Source organism: Embleya sp. NPDC059213 (assembly GCF_042754445.1).
GTDB lineage: Bacteria > Actinomycetota > Actinomycetes > Streptomycetales > Streptomycetaceae > Embleya.
In genome coordinates this window covers 1-17198 of sequence record NZ_JBHZAV010000063.1, presented here as the reverse complement: position 1 = coordinate 17198, position 17198 = coordinate 1, and the positions used below count along the sequence as shown (strand labels likewise).

Genomic DNA, 17198 nt, shown 5'->3' with positions numbered 1-17198 from the left:
ACCGTTCCATGCAGAGTGATGGGCGGGCGGGTGCCCGGGGGCGCGCCGCCGACTGCGAGCCGGTCGGGTGACGCATGCGATTTTTGCGCCGAATCGGGCATAGGACGCTGTGTTTGTCGATCCCATGAGGCCGGACCGCACGCCAGGAGACCGCATGACGACCGCCGCACTGTCGCCGGAACTGCTCGCCGAGCTGCGCCGCCCGCGCGCGTATCCCGCGGTGTCCCTGACGCTGCCCACGCACCGGCACCGCCCGGAGAACCAGCAGGATCCGATCCGACTGCGGAACGTGCTGGCCGAGGCGGAGAAGCGGCTCGCGGCCGATCCGGAGGTGGGTCGGGAGGCCCGGATCAAGACCGTCGACCGGCTCAAGGCGGCGGCGGCCGAACTGGATCCCGAACACTTCATGGACGGCCTGGTGCTCTACGCGTCGGCCGACGAGCACTACGCGTTCACCGTGCAGGCACCGGTCGGTGAGCGCGTGGTGCTGGCGACCACCTACCTCACCCGCAACCTGGTGGCCGCGGCCGAACGGCTCACCCCCTATTGGGCACTGGTGCTCAGCGAGCACGAGGTGCACCTGTGGCACGGTCGCGGCGACGGCGTGCACGAGGTCCGCGACGGCGGCTTCCCGATCACCTCGGCCGGTCCGGAACGGGACGGACCGCCCACCCGCGAGGGCGGCGGGCTGGGCGTGAGCGAGGACCTGCGTCGGTTGCTGAACGAGGCCGACGAACAACTGGCGCGGGCGCTGCTCGGACGCGAGGACAAGGTCGTCCTGGTCGGCCTGCGACCGCAGGTCAAGGCGTTTCGGGAGAGCAGCCGCAACGGCGCGCACCTGGCCGAGACCGAGTTGGAGGTCGGCGGCGTGAGCGAGGCGACCCCCGGCCAGTTCGCCGAGATCCTCGCGCCGGCGCGGACCGCGCTGGCCGCGGAGGCGACCGCCGCGGCGTTGCGGGCGCTGGACGACGCGCGCAGCGGCAAGCGGTACGCGGGCGGCATCCAGGAAGTGTGGGCGCCGTCCCGGGCCGGGCGCGGTGCGCTGCTGGTGGTCGAGGAGGGGCTGCGGGTGACCGGTCGCCTGGTGACGGTCGACCGCACCGGGGAGGTCGCGCTCCAGGTGCTCACCGGGCCGCACGCCGAGGACGCGGTACTGGCCGGCCGAGCCGAGGACGACATCGTGGACACCGTGGTCGAGGCGACCCTGGAGGCCGACGGCAAGGTGGTCTTCGTACCCGACGACACGCTCAAGGAGGCCGGCGGCATCGCGCTGGCACTGCGCTACTAGGCCCGAACCGCGACGAGTGCGGCGGCGACCCCTCGGGGGCGCCGCCGCACTCGGTCGTAGCGGGTCGAGCGGTGCTCGGCTCGACGGATGGCCCGGCCGGTCAGAGCAGGTCGCGCTCCAACGCCTCCAGGTCGTCCTCGTACGCGGTACTGGTCTCGAACCGGTAGATGATGCTGCGCGGATCCGCGTCGTCGAACGGGGCGTCGAGCCACTCGCCCGGCTCGGTCGGCTCGATCGCCGACACCCACAGGGTGGAATCGCCCGGTTCCAGGCCGAGTTCCTCGGCGCGCTGGGCGATTTCGTCCGGTTCGTAGACGTCGAAGAGCACCGCGACCGCGCTCGACGCGCTGTCGGTGCCGGTGTCGCGCGGGGACGCCGGCGGTTCCGCGTCGCCGGTCTCCGCGTCGGCGCGGCGGGCGTGGTCGACGAGGGTGATCAGGTCCTTGATCACGTAGTCCCGGCGGATCAGCACGGTGACCGCCTCCGGGTTGGTGGGACCCTCGTACTCGGCTTCCTCGCTGTTGCCGGGCACCTCGAACGGGGTGACCTCGTCATAGGCGTCGTACAACAACTCGTCGTACGCCTCGGCGGCGGCCGCGAGCGCGTCGTACGCGGCGAACACGGCCGGGTCGCTCTCGCCTTGGCGGGCTTCGACGGCGGCCAAATGGTCGTCGATCGCCGATTTGAGAACGTCCGCGGCGACACGGACCTGCTCTGGCGTGGGCTGCGCAACACCGGTCATGGGGTGACGTTATCCGCAAGACCCCCGCGCGCGCACAATGGTTCACTGATGGCGGAGTCGGAGACTTACCAAAAGGCCGGTCACCGCGCCTTCGCGCGGCCGCCGGGGAACGGAAACATGGCGGAATACGAGTTTCGGCAACTGGACATCCCGCGCGGTACCTCCCGGACCGACGCGTGTCGCATCCTGACCGAGCAAGCGGAGTACGGCTACTGGGAACTGGATCGGCTGTTGCTGCGCGGCGACGGCAGCCGACGAGTGGTCCTGCGGCGGCGGATCATCCGTCAGGTGCGCACCATGTGACGAATCGTCACCGAACGAATCGTCACCGAACGAATCGTCACCGAACGGATCGTCACCGATGAGTCGTCACCGATGGGTCGTCACACACGAGGACTGCCCGCCCCTGTCCTCCCAGGGGCGAGCAGTCCTCGGATTCATCCGCCGTGCAGGCCGTGCTCAGTCCTGCGCGGGGCGTGAACGGCGGTACAACACGAAACCGCCGAGCAGCAGCGCGGCGCCGATCGGGGCCACGGTGAGTGCGTTCGAACCGGTCTCGGCGAGCGTGCCGTGGCTCGTGGACCCACCGGTGCTGCCGCCGGTCGTCCCACCGGTGCTACCGCCGGTGGTCCCACCGGTGGTGCCGCCCGTCGTGCCGCTGGTGGTGCCACCCGTGGTCGGCGGCTTCGTGGTCGGCGGCTTGGTGGTCGGGGGCTTGGTGGTCGGCGGCTTCGTCGTCGGCGGCTTCGTGGTGGGGGGCTTGGTGGTCGGCGGCTTGGTGTGCGGCGGCTCGGTGTGCGGAGGGCGCGTGGGGTTCGACGCGTTCACGCAGTGGTTGCCGAACGCCGGGTTCAGGGCGCCGATCACGTTCACCGTGTTCCCGCACACGTTCACCGGAACGTGGATCGGGACCTGGATGTTGTTGCCCGAGGCCACGCCGGGAGACCCGACGGCCGCGCCATCGGCCGCACTGCCGGCGTTGGCCACGCCTACCGCCGCGGACGCGAGTGCGCCCGTGGTGGTGATGACGACCAACAGCCCCTTCTTTGCGAACTGGTGCATGTAGATACCCCTGTGTCTCTCTCGCGAGGGGCGGGGGACGATGACCCCGCACGGACGTCAACGAGAGCCGACACCCGAGGTCACCGACGTGGGGACGATTCGCTCGTACGGCTGAGTTTCAGGATTCTTCGCAACCGGGTCTTGACGGTTTTCGAGCACTTTTCATCCCAGTCGAGCGCTTGGCTGACCGATGGCGATCGTCGCCCCCGGGTGTGCCGGCGGGGTACCGACGAGTCGGCTGCGGCCGTGCTCCGAGCCCGGGTCGCCGCACAGCGGGACGGCCCCGAGACCGTGCGGGTCTCGGGGCCGTCCTCACGCCGACGAACGCGTGGGCCTGGATCAGGCGTTGATGCAGGTGTTGCCGAACGTGGGGTTCAGCACGCCGATGATGTCGATGCTGTTGCCGCACAGGTTGATCGGAATGTGGATCGGAACCTGGATGTTGTTGCCCGAGATCACGCCGGGGGAGTTGACCGCCGCACCCTGCGCATCGGAGTTCGCCATGGCGCCGCCGGCACCCGCGAGCACAACACCACTGCCGGCCGCGACGATGAACGCGACCTTGCCCATCTTCTTCATGATTCTTTCGTCCTCCTTGTCGACACCACGACGCGCTTGCGCGCCGCACAAGGGGAAACGACGGGATCGCACGGAGGCTACGTGTCGGCCGAGGTATTCACTCGATCGGGCCCGCCCCCGGGAAATCCCCGGCCGGGAGCACACGTTGGGGCCGAGTCGGCGCGCGGTCGGGACGCCGGAGTGCTTCCCGGGCCCCGACCGCGCACCGCGCTCACGCGTTGTCGAGAAAGTGATCCAGCACCCGCACACCGAACTTGAGCCCGTCCACCGGGACCCGCTCGTCGACGCCGTGGAACATGCCCGCGAAGTCGAGGTCGGCCGGCAGCTTCAGCGGCGCGAAGCCGAAGCAGCGAATGCCCAGATCGGCGAAGGACTTCGCGTCCGTGCCCCCCGACAGGCAGTACGGCACCGCCCGCGCGGCCGGGTCGTGCGCACGCAGCGCGGCCGACATGGCCTCGACCAGCGCACCGTCGAAGCCGGTCTCCAACGCCTGGTCGGTGTGCACCGTCTCGCGCCGCACCCGCGGGCCCAGCACCGCGTCCAACTCGGCGTGGAACTCCTCCTCGAAGCCCGGCAGGAACCGGCCGTCCAGGTGCGCGGTGGCCTGCCCGGGGATCACGTTGACCTTGTACCCGGCGTTGAGCATGGTCGGCTGCGCGGTGTTGCGGATGGTCGCGCCGATGATGCTCGCGATCGGGCCGAGCCGCTCGATCGTGGACTCGATGTCGTCCGGGTCGAGTTCGATGCCCAGCGCGTCCGAGATCTCGTCCAGGAACGCCCGCACGGTCTTGGTGACCCGGATCGGGAACTTGTGCCGACCCACCCGGGCGACCGCCTCGGCCAGTTCGGTGATCGCGTTGTCCTTGGCGATCATCGACCCGTGGCCGGCCGTGCCGTCCACGATCAGCCGCATCCAGTCCATGCCCTTCTGGGCGGTCTCGACCAGGTACAGCCGCAGGTCGTCGTTGACCGTGAAGGAGAACCCGCCGACCTCGCCGATGCCCTCGGTGACCCCCTCGAACAGGTCGGCGTGGTTGTTCACCAGATGCCGCGCGCCGAAGAGGCCGCCGGCCTCCTCGTCCGCCACGAACGCGAGCACGATGTCGCGCGAGGGCCGCCGGCCGGTCCGCACCCGGTCGCGCAGCACCGCGAGCACCATCGCGTCCATGTCCTTCATGTCGACCGCGCCGCGACCCCACACGCAGTCGTCCGCGACCTCGCCCGCGAACGGGTCGTAGGTCCAGTCCGCGGCGTTGGCGGGCACCACGTCCAGGTGGCCGTGGATCAACAGCCCCGGCCGGGACCGGTCGGTGCCCTCGATCCGGACCACGGTGCTGGCCCGGCCGCGTTCGGATTCGTAGATCTTCGGTTCGAGGCCGACCTCCGCGAGCTTCTCGGCGACGTACTCCGCGGCGGCGCGTTCGCCCGGACCCGAGCCGTCACCGTAGTTGCTCGTGTCGATCCGAATCAGGTCGCGGCACAGGTCGACGACCTCGTCCTCCGCGGTGGTGGTGGGCTGGGGACGGACAGCCTCCGTCATGACGGGCTCCTCGGGAAAGGCGGGACGGCACGTGTGTACGGGTGTACCACCATCCTGCACCCGCGTGCGCGGTCGGCATGGGCCGGGCGCCCTTTTGCCGACCGGTCGGTTGAGCGGCGCGGCGGCGAACCCGGACGAGGGCGGCCGGCGACGGCCCCGGCACGAACGTAGGGAGATGCCTCTGACCGGGTGCAACGGGCCGCTGCTACCTTCCGGATCAGGCGGAACAGCCGAACAGCGAACAAGCCGAACAAGTCGAACAAGACGCAGAAATCCGCGAGTCGGACCATCGGGAGGGACGTCACATGAACGGCACCGCGTGGGGCCTGACCGGTCCCGAATTCCTCAAGCTCTACGGCGGCATCCTCGCCGGCCTGGTCGTCCTCGCGATCGTGTTCCGGATCGTGATGGCCTGGGCGGTCCGGGGCCAGGTGAACCGGGCACCGCTCGGCGCGTACGACGCCGCCTACCTCGCGGGCGGACCCATCCGGGTCGCCGAGACCGCGATGGCGTCGCTGATCACCGAGGGATACGTGCACGTACAACGTGCCGGCAAGGTCACCGCCGCCACCGGTGCCCGGCCGACCGAGCCGGTCGCGGCGGCCGTGATGGACTGCGTGCGCACCACCCGAGGCACCCGGCTCGCGCTGCTGCGGGCCTGGAATCGCAGCACCATGCTCGCCGAGATAGAGGGCAGCCTGGTCGATCGTGGCCTGGTGCACTCCCCGTTGGCCCGGCGGATCGTCAAGCTGCCGTCGCGGCTGATGCTCGTGCTCGCCCTGGTCGGCATCGCCCGCTTCGTCAACGGCCTGGCGCACGGCAGGCCGGTCGTCTTCCTGGTCCCGTTCCTGGTCGTCACCTTCGTCCTCGCGGCCCTGTTCGCCGTGTCGTTCCGGGCCACCGGGGCGGGCCGCCGGGCTCTGCGTGAACTGCTCGCACAGGTAAGGGCGGACCGCCGCTCGGGCGCGCTGGTCGGCGCCGGCGCACTGGCCGGCCTGTTCACGGTGGCCTGCCTGGGCATGGCCGCGCACCCGGACCCGGAGGCCAGGGTCGCCTTGGTGGCGTACGGCGGAAGTGGTGGCAGCGGCGGCGGTGGCGGCGGGGACGGCGGAAGCGGCTGCGGCGGGAGCAGCGGCTGTGGTGGCGGAGGCGGCTGCGGTGGCGGCGGCTGCGGCGGCTGAACCACACGACCCGTCCGAACCACACGAACCACACCCCTCCGCGCGGCGCGCGGCCTCGAAACACACGATCGGCCCGGCTGGATCGGGAACGGCGAACAGCCGCCCCGACCACCGGGCCGAGTCGTTTCCGCTTCCGTTCCCTCCCGTGCCCCGACCGCCCCTTCCGCCCGATTCCTTCCCGTCCCGGCAGGCAACCGCCGTGCCACGCACCGGTGATCGGGGAAGAGCCGCGACCGAAAAAGAGTTCTACCTGTCGCCGTTCCTCCCTGTATCGGGCGGTCGTCGACCGAGTCCGCCCGAGTCGGACGGGGACGCGGCACCGACGGTCACGCTGCACCATCCGGGTGCGCGGCCGTTTGTGGCTCGGGTGCGAGGGGAGCCGCGCCCATTACACGGTGCGATCCCCGCCTTGCCCGACCCCGCGCCTTCCGGTGGCGCCGCTCCCAGGCGCGGAGCGAGTCCGCCGGCGTGGCATCGGGTCGTGGCTGCGCGGCACCCGGGGAGCGGTACAGGACTGGAGGGAGTCTGCGTTGAGTGTGATCGAGGTTGCCCCGACTCGGATCGACCCGGTGCGCTGGCCCGACGTGGCCGAGGTGCCCAGGCGGCCGGTGCGTGCGGCGGCCGCTCGGTTCCTGTTCGAGCGGGCGGTGGCACGACTGCCGTTGCGCGTGTGGATCGACGGCGCGGTGTTCGGAAGCGGCGACGCGGCGGCGCCCCGGATGCGGATCGTCCGGCCGGACGCGTTCTTCAACCGGGTCGGCGCGGGCGGGCTGATCGGCTTCGGCGAGGCGTATCAGGCGGGCGACTGGGAAGCGGACGACCTGACCGCGGTGTTGACCGTGTTCGCGTCCCGGGTGAGCACGCTGATCCCGCCCGCGCTACAGCGACTTCGCCCCGTCGTGGTGCCCCGCATGCCGCGCTCGCAGCGCAACACCGTGGCCGGTGCCAAGCGCAACATCCATCGGCACTACGACCTGTCGAACGAACTGTTCGCGACCTTCCTGGACGAGTCGATGGCCTATTCGTCGGCGGTCTTCGAGCAGGGCGCGGACGGCGGTCCCCGAGCCGGGGAGGACGCGCTGACCGAGGCCCAGCACCGCAAGATCGACCGCCTGCTCGATCTCGCCGATGTCGGTCCGGGCAAACGCGTGCTGGAAATCGGCACCGGATGGGGCGAGTTGGCCCTGCGTGCGGCCGAACGCGGAGCGCACGTGCACACCATCACCCTCTCGGCCGAGCAGCGCGACCTGGCGATCGAGCGGATCACCGCGGCCGGTCTCGCCGACCGGGTCGAGGTCGAACTGTGCGACTACCGCCAGGTGCAAGGCAGTTACGACGCGATCGTCAGCGTGGAGATGATCGAGGCGGTGGGGGAGGAGTACTGGCCGATCTACTTCGCAGTGCTGGATCGGCGACTCGCGCCGGGCGGACGGGTCGCGCTCCAGTCGATCACCATGCCGCACGACCGCATGGTGGCCAGCCGGGCCACGTACACGTGGATCCACAAGTACATCTTCCCCGGCGGCCTGATCCCCTCCGACGACGCGGTGCGCAAGGCGACCGCGGCCACCCGGCTGCGGGTCGCGGACAGCAGGTCGTACGGCCTGCACTACGCCGAGACGCTGCGGTTGTGGCGCGAGCGGTTCAACCGACGCGCGGACGAGGTCGAGGTGTTGGGCTTCGACCACGTGTTCCGGCGGATGTGGAACCTGTACCTGTCCTGGTCCGAGGCGGGCTTTCGGTCCGGCTATCTGGACGTGCGGCAATACCTGCTGATGGAGGCGTGAGCGCCGGCGCCGGCGCGCCCGACCGAGGTGCGCGAGAAAGGTTGACACCGGACTCCCTCGCACTCCCCTCGGAAGATGAGGGCTTCCCCTGAAGTGCCGGGAGTGGCGCACGTGATCTGCTGGGGTCGTGGACGAGGGGTCGCTCCGGTCGGCCGTCGCGGGGGTGTGGCCGGACGGAGCGGTACCTCGATGTCCGCCGCGAGAAAGGCCCCGACCGGGATCTCCCGGTCGGGGCCTTCGCATCGGGTGCGGGCGGCTGGGTCGCTCGGCTCAGAGGGCCACGCCGAGGATCGCGTCCAGGGCGCGTGAGGCCACGCCCGGGGCGGACAAGTCGTCGCCCCCGTCGGCGAGTTGCCGGGCCGCCCAGGCGTCCATCGCGGCCAGCGCGCCGGGCGCGTCCAGGTCGTCGCACATGCGTTCGCGGATCGTGGCGAGCAGTTCGGTGGTGTCCGGCCCGTCGGGTCGACCGACCGCCGCGCGCCAAGTCGCCAGCCGGGCCTGGGCGTCGGTCAATACCCGGTCGGTCCACTCCCAGTCGCTGCGGTAGTGGTGGGCCAGCAGCACCAGGCGAATCGCCATCGGGTCCACGCCTTCGCGGCGCAGCTTGGAGACGAACACCAGGTTGCCCCGCGACTTGGACATCTTCTCGCCGTCCAGCGCGACCATGCCGGCGTGCACGTAGGCCCTGGCATACGGCACCTCGCCGGTGACCACGTGCGCGTGCGAGGCACCCATCTCGTGGTGCGGGAAGACCAGGTCGCTGCCGCCGCCCTGGACGTCGAAGCCCATGCCCAGGTACTTGAGCGCGATCGCCACACACTCGATGTGCCAGCCGGGCCGCCCCGCGCCGAAGGACGCGTCCCAGGACGGCTCGCCGGGCCGCGCCGCGCGCCACAGCAGGGGGTCGAGCGGGTCCTTCTTGCCGGCCCGCTCCGGGTCGCCGCCGCGCTCGCCGAAGATCTCCAGCATCTCGGCGGCGGTGTAGCCGGACACGCCGCCGAAGCTCTCGTCCGATGCGATGGAGAAGTAGATGTCGCCGTCCACCGAGTAGGCGGCGTCCTTCGCGAGCAGGTCCTCGACCAGCGGCACGATCAGCGGGATCGCCTCGACCACGCCGATGTAGTTGGCCGGTGGCAGCACCCGCAGCGAGGCCATGTCCTCGCGGAACAGCGCCGTCTCGCGCTGTGCCAGCTCGACCCAGTCCACGCCGTCCCGCTCGGCCCGCTCCAGGAGCGGGTCGTCGACGTCGGTGACGTTTTGTACGTAGTCCACGGTGTGGCCGGCATCCCGCCAGACCCGCTGAAGCAGGTCGAACGCGACATAGGTGGCGGCATGCCCCATGTGGGTCGCGTCGTACGGGGTGATGCCGCACACATACAGCCGCGCGACCGGTCCCGGGGTGATCGTCACAAGCTCGTGCACGGAACTGTCGTGCACACGCAGGGACGCACCCTGACCAGGGAGAACGGGGAGCTCGGGTACAGGCCAGGCATACATACGTATGAGACTAACGTCCGCAGGGGCGGAAGATCTTCCAGGGTTGGCGGACTAATTTCCGCGTCTTTGCCGAACGGCGCGCCCGACCTCGCGGTTCCGCCACACCCGGGGACTCGGCCCGGGGTCGACCCGCACCGCGTGCCGGGTCTCCGCGTCGACGTCGAGCGCCGTGCTCAGATCGGCGGCCAGGGGATTACGTGCCGGCGGCCGTCCGGCTTCGGGAGCCGGTCCTCGGCGAGCAGAACTCTCACCCGTTCGCGGGTCGCGGCCACCTCGTCCGGCGTAATCAGCTCGCCCAGCCGCGCGCCCAGCGGCCCGGCCAGATCGCTCGCCAGCGTGCTCAGCGCCGCCCGCGCGGGGCCCGGCAGCGGCTCGCCGGCCCAGCCCCACAACAACGTGCGCAGCTTGTCCTCGACGTGGAAGCAGACGCCGTGGTCGATCCCGTACACGTGGCCGTCGGGACCGGGCAGCAGGTGGCCGCCCTTGCGGTCGGCGTTGTTGATCACCGCGTCGAACACCGCGATCCGGTGCAGCGCGTCGGCGGCGGCGTGCACGAGCAGGGCGGGCTGCTCCTTGCCGTGCTCGTCCGGGACGACCACGTGCGCGATCGGCTTCCAGGCCGGGCCCGGGTCCACCGCGGGCAGGATCGTCACCGGTTCCGGCTCGTCCTCGGCCGGCTTGTGGTCGATCCACAACTGGCACATGCCCGCGCCGTACGGCCCCTCGCGGAACACGGTCGTCGGCACGATGTTCCAGCCGAGCGCCTCGGACACCTCGTACGCGGCCACCTCGCGGCCCGCCAGCGTACCGTCCGGGAAGTCCCACAGCGGTCGCTCGCCCGCGACCGGCTTCCACACGCACGGCAGCGATATGCCCTCCAGCGTCGCGGTGCAGTACAACGTCGCGTTGGAGGCGTCCTCCAGCCGCGCCTGCACCGTCAACTCGCCCCGGCGCAACAGCTCCGGGACGGCGGCGGCGTCGAGAACCGTGTCGGTCAACGCCGGTATCCGTTGGCGCGCGGGCAGATGTGGCCCTCGGGGTCCATCGGCAGCCCACAGAACGGGCAGGCGGGCCGGCCGGCCGCGACCACGAGCAGCGCGCGCTTGGCGAACGCCCGGGCCTGACCGCCGGTGAGCCGGACCCGGAGCAGCGGCGGGCCGTCCTCGTCGTCGTCATCGCCGAGCAGGGTGTCCTCGGGAGAGTCGTCGTCGGGCACCTGGGCCTGCGCCTCGACCACGAGCCGCTCGTCGTCGGCATCCCACGCGAGGGCCATCGTGCCGACCCGGAATTCCTCCAGGATCGGCGGCAACAGCGGCCCGGAGTCCTCAAGTTCGGTCGGCGTCACGGCCGGCACGGCGGTCTCGCCGCCGGTGCGACGAACCAACTCGTCGAGCAGTTCGTCGACGCGTTCGGCCAGGACGGACACCTGCGTCTTCTCCAGGGCGACGCTGGTCACGCGGCCGGCGGCGGAAGCCTGGAGGAAGAAGGTTCGCTGGCCGGGCTCACCTACGGTGCCGGCGACGAACCGCTCCGGGGGGTCGTACAGGAAGACCTGGCGGGGCACGAGCTGCTCCGTGTTTCTGTCGAGAGCGGGACGGGGGTGGTCGCGGTCTGTCGGTGGTCGGACGGGCGGATGGGCGGTCGGGCGGACGGTACGGCGAACCTGGACCGCACCGGAACCCGACTGGGGGTTCCGCACGGTTATATCCGCCACACCCGGGGGGCTATTCCCGGACTCCCGGTTTCCCGAGTTGCCGGATGCCCGGTACTCCGGTTCCCCGGTTCTCCCGGACGATCCTGCCCGTTCCCACCGGGTTCGATCTTGCCCGGGTGTTCCCGCCCGGCCAAAGTCGGCGAGGGCGCGCGGGGGAGTGCGCCCTCCCCGGCACCCTACGGCGCGCCGGCTCCGCCGCCCACCACCGCGTCACCGGACCCGGACGCGTGCCGCCCGTCGGGCGCCGGCAACAGGCCGGCCACCGAACCACCGGTGTCGTTGAGTCGGCCGACACTCGGTCGCTGCGTGCCGTACGAGATCACCGTGAGCGAACACGGGTCGACCTGGATGCGCTGGAACAGGTCCAGATGCATCCCGAGCGCGTCCGCGACCAGGGCCTTGATCACGTCGCCGTGCGAGCAGACCAGATACGTCGCGTCCGGCCCGTGCTCCGCGGCGATCCGCTCGTTCCATTCCCGGACCGCGTCCACGGCCCGCGCCTGGGTGGTACGCAGTGCCTCGCCGCCCGGGCCGGGGAAGGTGACCGCGCTCGGATGCATCTGCACGGTCTTCCACAACGGATCCTCGGCGAGCTTCTTCAGCTCCTGCCCGGTCCAGTCGCCGTACCGACACTCGCCGACCCGCTCGTCCACCTGCGCGCCGGCATTCAGCGCCGACTCGGTTCCGCGCCGGGCCGCCAATACCGCCTCCGACGTCTGCCGACACCGCTCCAGCGGACTGGTCACCACGGCCGCGAGCGGCACCTCGGCGATCCGCCGGCCGAGCGCCGCGGCCTGTTCCTCGCCCCGCTCGTCCAAAAACACCCCCGGCGTCCAACCGGCGAGCACCCCCGTGGAGTTGGCCGTGGTCCGCCCGTGCCGAACAAAGAGCACCGTCGTCATACGCCCAACCCTATGTCTCCCCCCATCGCGGCCGGCCTCGGGCATGCGGGGCCTGCGGGCGGCTCGGGCGGTTCACCCACCGGCTCCACCCGTTGCCTGCGGCGTGCCGGCCGCGGTTCTTCGGGCACCGGGGCGGCCTGCTCCGGCTCCCGGCCACCGACGGGGCCGACGACGCGCTCGCCCCGCTCGCCACCGGCCTCGCGGCCGGCCGGCAAAATGGACCGGTGATCGTCGACTGCGCCATCTACACCAACGGCCGCCGGACCCAAGGCCCCGCCGACTTCTCGGATGCGCTGGACCAGGCCCGGCGGGTCGGCGACTCGTTCCTCTGGATCGGGCTGCACGAACCGACGCCGAGCGAGTTCGATCTGGTCACCAGCGAGTTCGGGCTGCACCCGCTCGCCGTCGAGGACGCGCTGCACGCGCATCAGCGACCCAAGCTGGAGACCTACGACGACTCGATCTTTCTCGTCCTCAAGACCCTGCACTACTACGACGAGACCTCCTCCGTGGAGACCGGCGAGCTGATGATGTTCGTCGGCGACTCGTTCGTGGTGACGGTCCGTCATGGGCCGGGCGCCGAGCTGAAATCGGTCCGGCGTCGGGTCGAGAAGCAGCCCGAACTGCTCAAGCACGGCCCGGGCGCGGTGCTGTACGCGGTCGCCGACGCCGTCGTGGACGCCTATCTCGCGATCGCGGGCGAGCTGGAGACCGACCTGGAGGAGTTGGAGGCCCGGGTCTTCTCGCCCAGCCGGGAAAACGACGCCGAGCGCATCTACCTGCTCAAGCGCGAGGTCCTGGAGTGCCGCCGCGCCGCGCTGCCGCTGATCGAGCCGATACGCAAACTGGCCACGGCGGACGTCCCCTTCGTACCCGCGGAGACCCGGCCGTTCTTCCGCGACGTGGCCGACCATGTGACCAGGGTCACCGAACAGATCGAGTCCTTCGATCGCCTGCTGACCGACGTACTCGGCGCGCACCTGGCCCAGGTGGGCGTGCGGCAGAACGAGGACATGCGCAAGATCTCCGCGTGGGCGGCGATCTTCGCGGTGCCGACGATGATCGCGGGCGTGTACGGCATGAACTTCGAGCACATGCCCGAACTCGGGTCGGCCTGGGGCTATCCGGGAGCGGTCGCCCTGATGGTGTGCTCGTGCATCGTGCTGCATCGCATGTTCCGCAAGAGCGGCTGGCTGTAGCGGGCGCTTCGCCGAGGGCGGGGTCGCGTCGGGGCGCACCGAGTTGCGTCGGGTTGCATTGGGTTGCGTCGGGTTGCGTCGGGTTGCGTCGGGTAGCACCGGGTCGCGTCGTGTCCTTTGCTTCTTTTGGTCGTTGAACCACATACCGGCCGTGGCGGGGATGCACTGGACTCCCCCGCCGCGGCCTGATTTCGTTCTGTGATCGATCAAGCGGTGGACGCCGGCACCGCCCACGCCGGACTCTCGTAGGCTTCTGCTTGTACAGACGCGGCGGAAGCAGGTGGGGATGTTCGGCAAGTCGGGCAGGCAGCGCACATCGGGGACGCGCCCGGCCCAGGTTCCGGGGGCCGGAGCCGCCGGGGCCGACTGGTCCTCGCACAGCCAGCTGGAGGACGCGGTCCGCTCCTACCTGCTGCATCCGGACGTCGCGCTGGAGGCGTTGGGCTCGGTCCTCGGCCGGCGCCCGGTCCGCGGCTTCACCCTCGAACGGGTCGTGGACATCAACGCGAACGGCACCTCGGTGTGGCAGGAGGCCGCGGTCTGCGACGACCGGCGGCTCGTGTTGTGGCACAGCGAGGACATGACCGACCCCTCCGCGCCCGGCGGCACCGTGCTGGACTCCTCCGTACAGGTGATCCCGCTGGGCTCGGTGTCGCACGTCGGCATACGCACGCTCGTCGGTACCGACCACGACGGACGCCGGCAACTGCGCGGCGCGTTCGTGTTCCTGGCCACGCCGACCCTGCAGGAGGTGGCCACCGTGCGGGGCGAGGACGGTACGTCCACCGGCCGCTTCCGGCAGGAGGCGTACCGGTTCAGCAAGTCCCTGGAGGACGGCGGTCCGGGCCAGATCCGCCGCCTCCTGGAATTCGCCGAGGTGATCGCGGCCCGGGTGCCGGGGCCGCGCTGACGGGTCGTCGTCGGGTCGGCGGGTCGAGAAGTCCCTGGAGGACGGCGGTCCGGGCCCGTCGGTCCCGCTAGGACGCCGTCCCGGACAACTCCAGCGCCTCGGCGGCGACCCGGAGCGCGGCGACGCGTTCGTCCAGGGTGGTGCCATTCGGCGCGATGGTCAGGGTGGTCACACCCGTGGCGGCGTACGCCTGCATGCGCTCGGCGATCCGCTCCTTGCCGCCGAGCAGGCTGGTCTTGTCGATGAAGTCGTACGGGACGGCCGCGCCGGCACCGAGGTAGTCCTTGGCCAGGAACCTGTCCTGGATCTCCTTGGCCTCGGCCTCGTAGCCCATCCGGATCGCGAGCCGGTTGTAGAAGTTCTGCTCCCGGCTGCCCATCCCGCCCACGTACAACGCCGCGTAGCCGCGTACCTGGTCGGCCGCGTGCCGCGGGTCGTCGCCGACCACGAGCGGGACGGTCGGTACGACGTCGAAGTCGGTCATCGCCAGACCGGCCTTTTCCCGGCCCGCGCGGATGTGTACGAGCGATTCCTCGGCGTGCTCCGGCGCGTAGAAGACACCGAGCCAGCCGTCCGCGATCTCGCCGGTCAGTTCGAGGTTCTTCGGGCCCACCGCCGCGATGTACAGCGGGATGTGCTCGCGCACCGGGTGCACGGTGAGCTTGAGCGGCTTGCCCGGACCGCCGGGCAGCGGCAGGGTCCAGTTGGCGCCCTGGTGGTCGACCCGTTCGCGGCGCATCGCCTTGCGGATCACCTCGACGTACTCGCGGGTGCGGGCGAGCGGCTTGTCGAACTTGACCCCGTACCAGCCCTCGGACACCTGCGGCCCGGACACGCCCAGGCCGAGCCGGAACCGGCCTCCGGAGAGCACGTCCAGCGTCGCGGCGGTCATCGCGGTCATGGTGGGCGTCCGGGCCGGGATCTGGAAGATCGCCGAGCCGACGTCGATCCGCGTGGTCTGCGCGGCGACCCAGGACAGCACCGTCGCCGCGTCCGAGCCGTAGGCTTCCGCGGCCCAGCAGACCGCGTAGCCGAGACGGTCGGCCTCCTGGGCCACCGCCAGGTTGTCGGCGTCGTTGCCGGCGCCGAAGTAGCCGAGGTTGATGCCGAGTCGCATACGGACCTCCTCTTTGTGGGTTCGAACCGGAGTTGTTTGTGGTGTGAGCGTCGTGGTGCGTGGTTGTGGTGTGGTGAGTGCGGTGCGGTTGGCGTGGTGCGGTGGTTGCGGTGCGGTTGGCGTGGTGCTCGGCCGACCATATCGCGATACCTACCCGCCGGTAACCTGCTTGGGCGGCATACCGCCGAACGGCCCCGCCAACGGCGGCACAGGGGAGGGAACGGCTAGTCTCCGGTGCCATGGAGCAGCGACATCTCGGCCGCACCGGCCTGCGGGTCTCCCGCATGGGCCTGGGCACGATGACGTGGGGACGAGACACGGACGAGCACGACGCGGCCGACCAGATGAAGGCATATCTGGACGCCGGCGGCAACCTCGTGGACACCGCCGACGTGTACGCGGACGGCGAGGCCGAGTACATGATCGGCCGTCTCCTGGACGGGTACATCCCGCGTTCGGAATTGGTCATCGCGACCAAGGCGGCGAGCGTGCCCTACAGCGAACGCCGCTTCGACGGATCGCGCGGTCACCTGCTCCAGGCCCTCGACCACTCGCTGGCCCGCCTCGGCACCGACCACGTCGACCTGTGGCAACTCCACGCCTACGACCCGTCGACGCCGCTCGAAGAGACCCTGCACGCGCTCGACCTCGCGGTCACCAGCGGTCGGGCCCGCTACGTCGGCGTCTCCAACTTCTGCGGCTGGCAACTTGCCAAGGCGGCCACGTGGCAATCCGCCGCTCCCGGCCGGGTGGTCGTGGCCAGCACCCAGATGGAGTACTCGCTGCTGCAACGCGGCATCGAACGCGAGGTCCTGCCTGCCGCCCTGGACCTGGGCGTCGGCCTGCTTCCGTGGTCCCCACTCGGCCGCGGCGTCCTGACCGGCAAGTACCGCCACGCGATGCCGGCCGACTCGCGCGGGGCCTCCGCCAACATGGGGCCCTTCGTGGCGCCGTACCTGGACGAGCACTCGCGCCGCATCGTCGACGCGCTCGCCACCGCGGCGGACGGGCTGGGCGCCGCACCGATCGAGGTGGCGCTGGCCTGGGTACGCGATCGGCCCGGGGTGGTCGCGCCCATCGTCGGCGCGCGCAACGCCGCGCAACTTCGGGCGTCGTTGGCTGCGGAGAGTGTCGTTCTTCCTGCGGAGATCCGGTCGGCGTTGGAGGACGTTTCGCAGCCTATGACGGGGTATCCGGATCACACTTGGAGTCAGGCTTAGGGGGCTGGGGGCTGGGGGCTGGGGGCTGGGGGCTGGAGGGCTGGGTCGCGGGCGAGCCGAACGACCGGGTTGAGGTTGTGAGTGCGGCGGTTGGGTTTGAGTTGTGAGCGGGTCCGAAGCGATCCTTGACGCGGGGTCGCGGGGTCGCGAGTGCGGTGAGCGCGGTGAGCGGTGGACTTAAGTCGCGCGCTGGGACGGATGCTTGGGGCTGGGTCGCGAGCGGAGCGAGCTGGTGGGGCCCAGACGTACGCCCAACCCCAGGCCCGGGCCCAGGTCGCGAGCGCAGCGAGCCCGGAAGGCCCCGGTCGCGAGGTGAGCGCCGCAACCGGGCCCGGGTCGTGAGCGGAGCGGGCGGGTGGGCGTCGGTCGGCGATGCAGCGTTGCTTCTATTGGGCGCCTTCGGCGCCGGCTCGCGAGGCACCACTTTTTGCTCCCCCGCTGACGCTCCTCCGCAAAAAGC

At 71.0% G+C, this 17198-nt stretch carries 16 protein-coding genes; 7 read left to right on the top strand and 9 right to left on the bottom strand.

Annotation, left to right across the window (positions count from 1 at the left end; all coding sequences use genetic code 11):
* The first annotated feature begins 154 nt into the window (after positions 1 to 154).
* Positions 155 to 1288 carry a chemotaxis protein gene (locus tag ACFXMF_RS23215; RefSeq protein WP_360314872.1) on the top strand — a complete coding sequence of 378 codons (1134 nt, stop codon included), beginning with the start codon at positions 155 to 157 and terminating at the stop codon, positions 1286 to 1288.
* A gap of 100 nt (positions 1289 to 1388) precedes the next feature.
* Here ACFXMF_RS23215 and ACFXMF_RS23210 read toward each other — a convergent pair whose 3' ends face one another.
* Positions 1389 to 2030, bottom strand: coding sequence for a hypothetical protein (locus tag ACFXMF_RS23210; protein WP_360314874.1), 642 nt, complete (start codon positions 2028 to 2030; stop codon positions 1389 to 1391).
* A 117-nt stretch (positions 2031 to 2147) separates the two neighbouring features.
* Between ACFXMF_RS23210 and ACFXMF_RS23205 the strand changes: the two genes are divergently transcribed.
* Positions 2148 to 2333, top strand: coding sequence for a DUF5703 family protein (locus ACFXMF_RS23205; protein ID WP_020551221.1), 186 nt, complete (start codon positions 2148 to 2150; stop codon positions 2331 to 2333).
* A 156-nt stretch (positions 2334 to 2489) separates the two neighbouring features.
* Here ACFXMF_RS23205 and ACFXMF_RS23200 read toward each other — a convergent pair whose 3' ends face one another.
* The 3 genes from ACFXMF_RS23200 to ACFXMF_RS23190 all read right to left on the bottom strand — a co-directional run bounded on the left by ACFXMF_RS23200 (position 2490) and on the right by ACFXMF_RS23190 (position 5211).
* Positions 2490 to 3092 (bottom strand): chaplin, encoded by a 603-nt coding sequence (locus ACFXMF_RS23200; RefSeq protein WP_360314876.1) that lies wholly within the window; start codon positions 3090 to 3092, stop codon positions 2490 to 2492.
* 339 nt (positions 3093 to 3431) lie between these two features.
* Positions 3432 to 3671 carry a chaplin gene (locus ACFXMF_RS23195; RefSeq protein ID WP_360314878.1) on the bottom strand — a complete coding sequence of 80 codons (240 nt, stop codon included), beginning with the start codon at positions 3669 to 3671 and terminating at the stop codon, positions 3432 to 3434.
* 211 nt (positions 3672 to 3882) lie between these two features.
* Positions 3883 to 5211, bottom strand: a complete 1329-nt coding sequence (locus tag ACFXMF_RS23190) for a M20/M25/M40 family metallo-hydrolase (protein ID WP_360314880.1) — start codon at positions 5209 to 5211, stop codon at positions 3883 to 3885.
* A 305-nt stretch (positions 5212 to 5516) separates the two neighbouring features.
* Here ACFXMF_RS23190 and ACFXMF_RS23185 point away from each other — a divergent pair, with 305 nt between their 5' ends.
* Both ACFXMF_RS23185 and ACFXMF_RS23180 read left to right on the top strand, forming a co-directional pair.
* Complete coding sequence (locus tag ACFXMF_RS23185; RefSeq protein ID WP_379991526.1) at positions 5517 to 6392, top strand: TIGR04222 domain-containing membrane protein; 876 nt, start codon at positions 5517 to 5519, stop codon at positions 6390 to 6392.
* A gap of 530 nt (positions 6393 to 6922) precedes the next feature.
* Positions 6923 to 8179, top strand: coding sequence for a class I SAM-dependent methyltransferase (locus ACFXMF_RS23180; RefSeq protein WP_379991527.1), 1257 nt, complete (start codon positions 6923 to 6925; stop codon positions 8177 to 8179).
* Positions 8180 to 8449: 270 nt separating this feature from the next.
* Here the strand turns inward: ACFXMF_RS23180 and mshC are convergent, their stop codons facing one another.
* The 4 genes from mshC to ACFXMF_RS23160 form a co-directional block, all read right to left on the bottom strand.
* Positions 8450 to 9676 (bottom strand): cysteine--1-D-myo-inosityl 2-amino-2-deoxy-alpha-D-glucopyranoside ligase, encoded by a 1227-nt coding sequence (gene mshC, locus ACFXMF_RS23175; protein ID WP_379991528.1) that lies wholly within the window; start codon positions 9674 to 9676, stop codon positions 8450 to 8452.
* A 173-nt stretch (positions 9677 to 9849) separates the two neighbouring features.
* Entirely contained in the window at positions 9850 to 10701 is an 852-nt protein-coding gene (locus tag ACFXMF_RS23170; protein ID WP_360314910.1) for an SCO1664 family protein, read from the bottom strand.
* On the bottom strand, positions 10671 to 11240 hold the full coding sequence (locus ACFXMF_RS23165; RefSeq protein WP_360314888.1) for a DUF3090 domain-containing protein: 570 nt from the start codon (positions 11238 to 11240) through the stop codon (positions 10671 to 10673). The genes ACFXMF_RS23170 and ACFXMF_RS23165 overlap by 31 nt, the downstream gene beginning before the upstream one ends.
* 326 nt (positions 11241 to 11566) lie before the next feature.
* Positions 11567 to 12292, bottom strand: coding sequence for a histidine phosphatase family protein (locus ACFXMF_RS23160; protein ID WP_379991529.1), 726 nt, complete (start codon positions 12290 to 12292; stop codon positions 11567 to 11569).
* Positions 12293 to 12516: 224 nt separating this feature from the next.
* On the opposite strand from ACFXMF_RS23160, the gene corA reads away from it, so the two are divergent.
* Positions 12517 to 13491 carry a magnesium/cobalt transporter CorA gene (gene corA / locus ACFXMF_RS23155; RefSeq protein WP_360314892.1) on the top strand — a complete coding sequence of 325 codons (975 nt, stop codon included), beginning with the start codon at positions 12517 to 12519 and terminating at the stop codon, positions 13489 to 13491.
* 286 nt (positions 13492 to 13777) lie between these two features.
* A complete protein-coding gene (locus ACFXMF_RS23150) occupies positions 13778 to 14401 on the top strand; it encodes a hypothetical protein (protein WP_360314894.1) in 624 nt (207 codons plus the stop codon).
* 67 nt (positions 14402 to 14468) lie between these two features.
* Here ACFXMF_RS23150 and ACFXMF_RS23145 read toward each other — a convergent pair whose 3' ends face one another.
* Positions 14469 to 15518 carry an LLM class F420-dependent oxidoreductase gene (locus ACFXMF_RS23145; protein WP_360314896.1) on the bottom strand — a complete coding sequence of 350 codons (1050 nt, stop codon included), beginning with the start codon at positions 15516 to 15518 and terminating at the stop codon, positions 14469 to 14471.
* Positions 15519 to 15757: 239 nt separating this feature from the next.
* On the opposite strand from ACFXMF_RS23145, the gene ACFXMF_RS23140 reads away from it, so the two are divergent.
* Positions 15758 to 16738 (top strand): aldo/keto reductase, encoded by a 981-nt coding sequence (locus ACFXMF_RS23140; protein ID WP_360314898.1) that lies wholly within the window; start codon positions 15758 to 15760, stop codon positions 16736 to 16738.
* The last annotated feature ends 460 nt before the right edge of the window (positions 16739 to 17198 follow it).

Bases quoted from the DNA above. Each gene is read 5' to 3' on its own strand.
- ACFXMF_RS23140 (WP_360314898.1), top strand. From the start codon at position 15,758: ATGGAGCAGCGACATCTCGGCCGCACCGGCCTGCGGGTCTCCCGCATG.
- ACFXMF_RS23200 (WP_360314876.1), bottom strand. From the start codon at position 3,092: ATGCACCAGTTCGCAAAGAAGGGGCTGTTGGTCGTCATCACCACCACG.
- ACFXMF_RS23150 (WP_360314894.1), top strand. From the start codon at position 13,778: ATGTTCGGCAAGTCGGGCAGGCAGCGCACATCGGGGACGCGCCCGGCC.
- ACFXMF_RS23160 (WP_379991529.1), bottom strand. From the start codon at position 12,292: ATGACGACGGTGCTCTTTGTTCGGCACGGGCGGACCACGGCCAACTCC.
- mshC (WP_379991528.1), bottom strand. From the start codon at position 9,676: ATGTATGCCTGGCCTGTACCCGAGCTCCCCGTTCTCCCTGGTCAGGGT.
- ACFXMF_RS23190 (WP_360314880.1), bottom strand. From the start codon at position 5,211: ATGACGGAGGCTGTCCGTCCCCAGCCCACCACCACCGCGGAGGACGAG.
- ACFXMF_RS23195 (WP_360314878.1), bottom strand. From the start codon at position 3,671: ATGAAGAAGATGGGCAAGGTCGCGTTCATCGTCGCGGCCGGCAGTGGT.
- ACFXMF_RS23205 (WP_020551221.1), top strand. From the start codon at position 2,148: ATGGCGGAATACGAGTTTCGGCAACTGGACATCCCGCGCGGTACCTCC.
- ACFXMF_RS23215 (WP_360314872.1), top strand. From the start codon at position 155: ATGACGACCGCCGCACTGTCGCCGGAACTGCTCGCCGAGCTGCGCCGC.
- ACFXMF_RS23185 (WP_379991526.1), top strand. From the start codon at position 5,517: ATGAACGGCACCGCGTGGGGCCTGACCGGTCCCGAATTCCTCAAGCTC.
- ACFXMF_RS23210 (WP_360314874.1), bottom strand. From the start codon at position 2,030: ATGACCGGTGTTGCGCAGCCCACGCCAGAGCAGGTCCGTGTCGCCGCG.
- ACFXMF_RS23145 (WP_360314896.1), bottom strand. From the start codon at position 15,518: ATGCGACTCGGCATCAACCTCGGCTACTTCGGCGCCGGCAACGACGCC.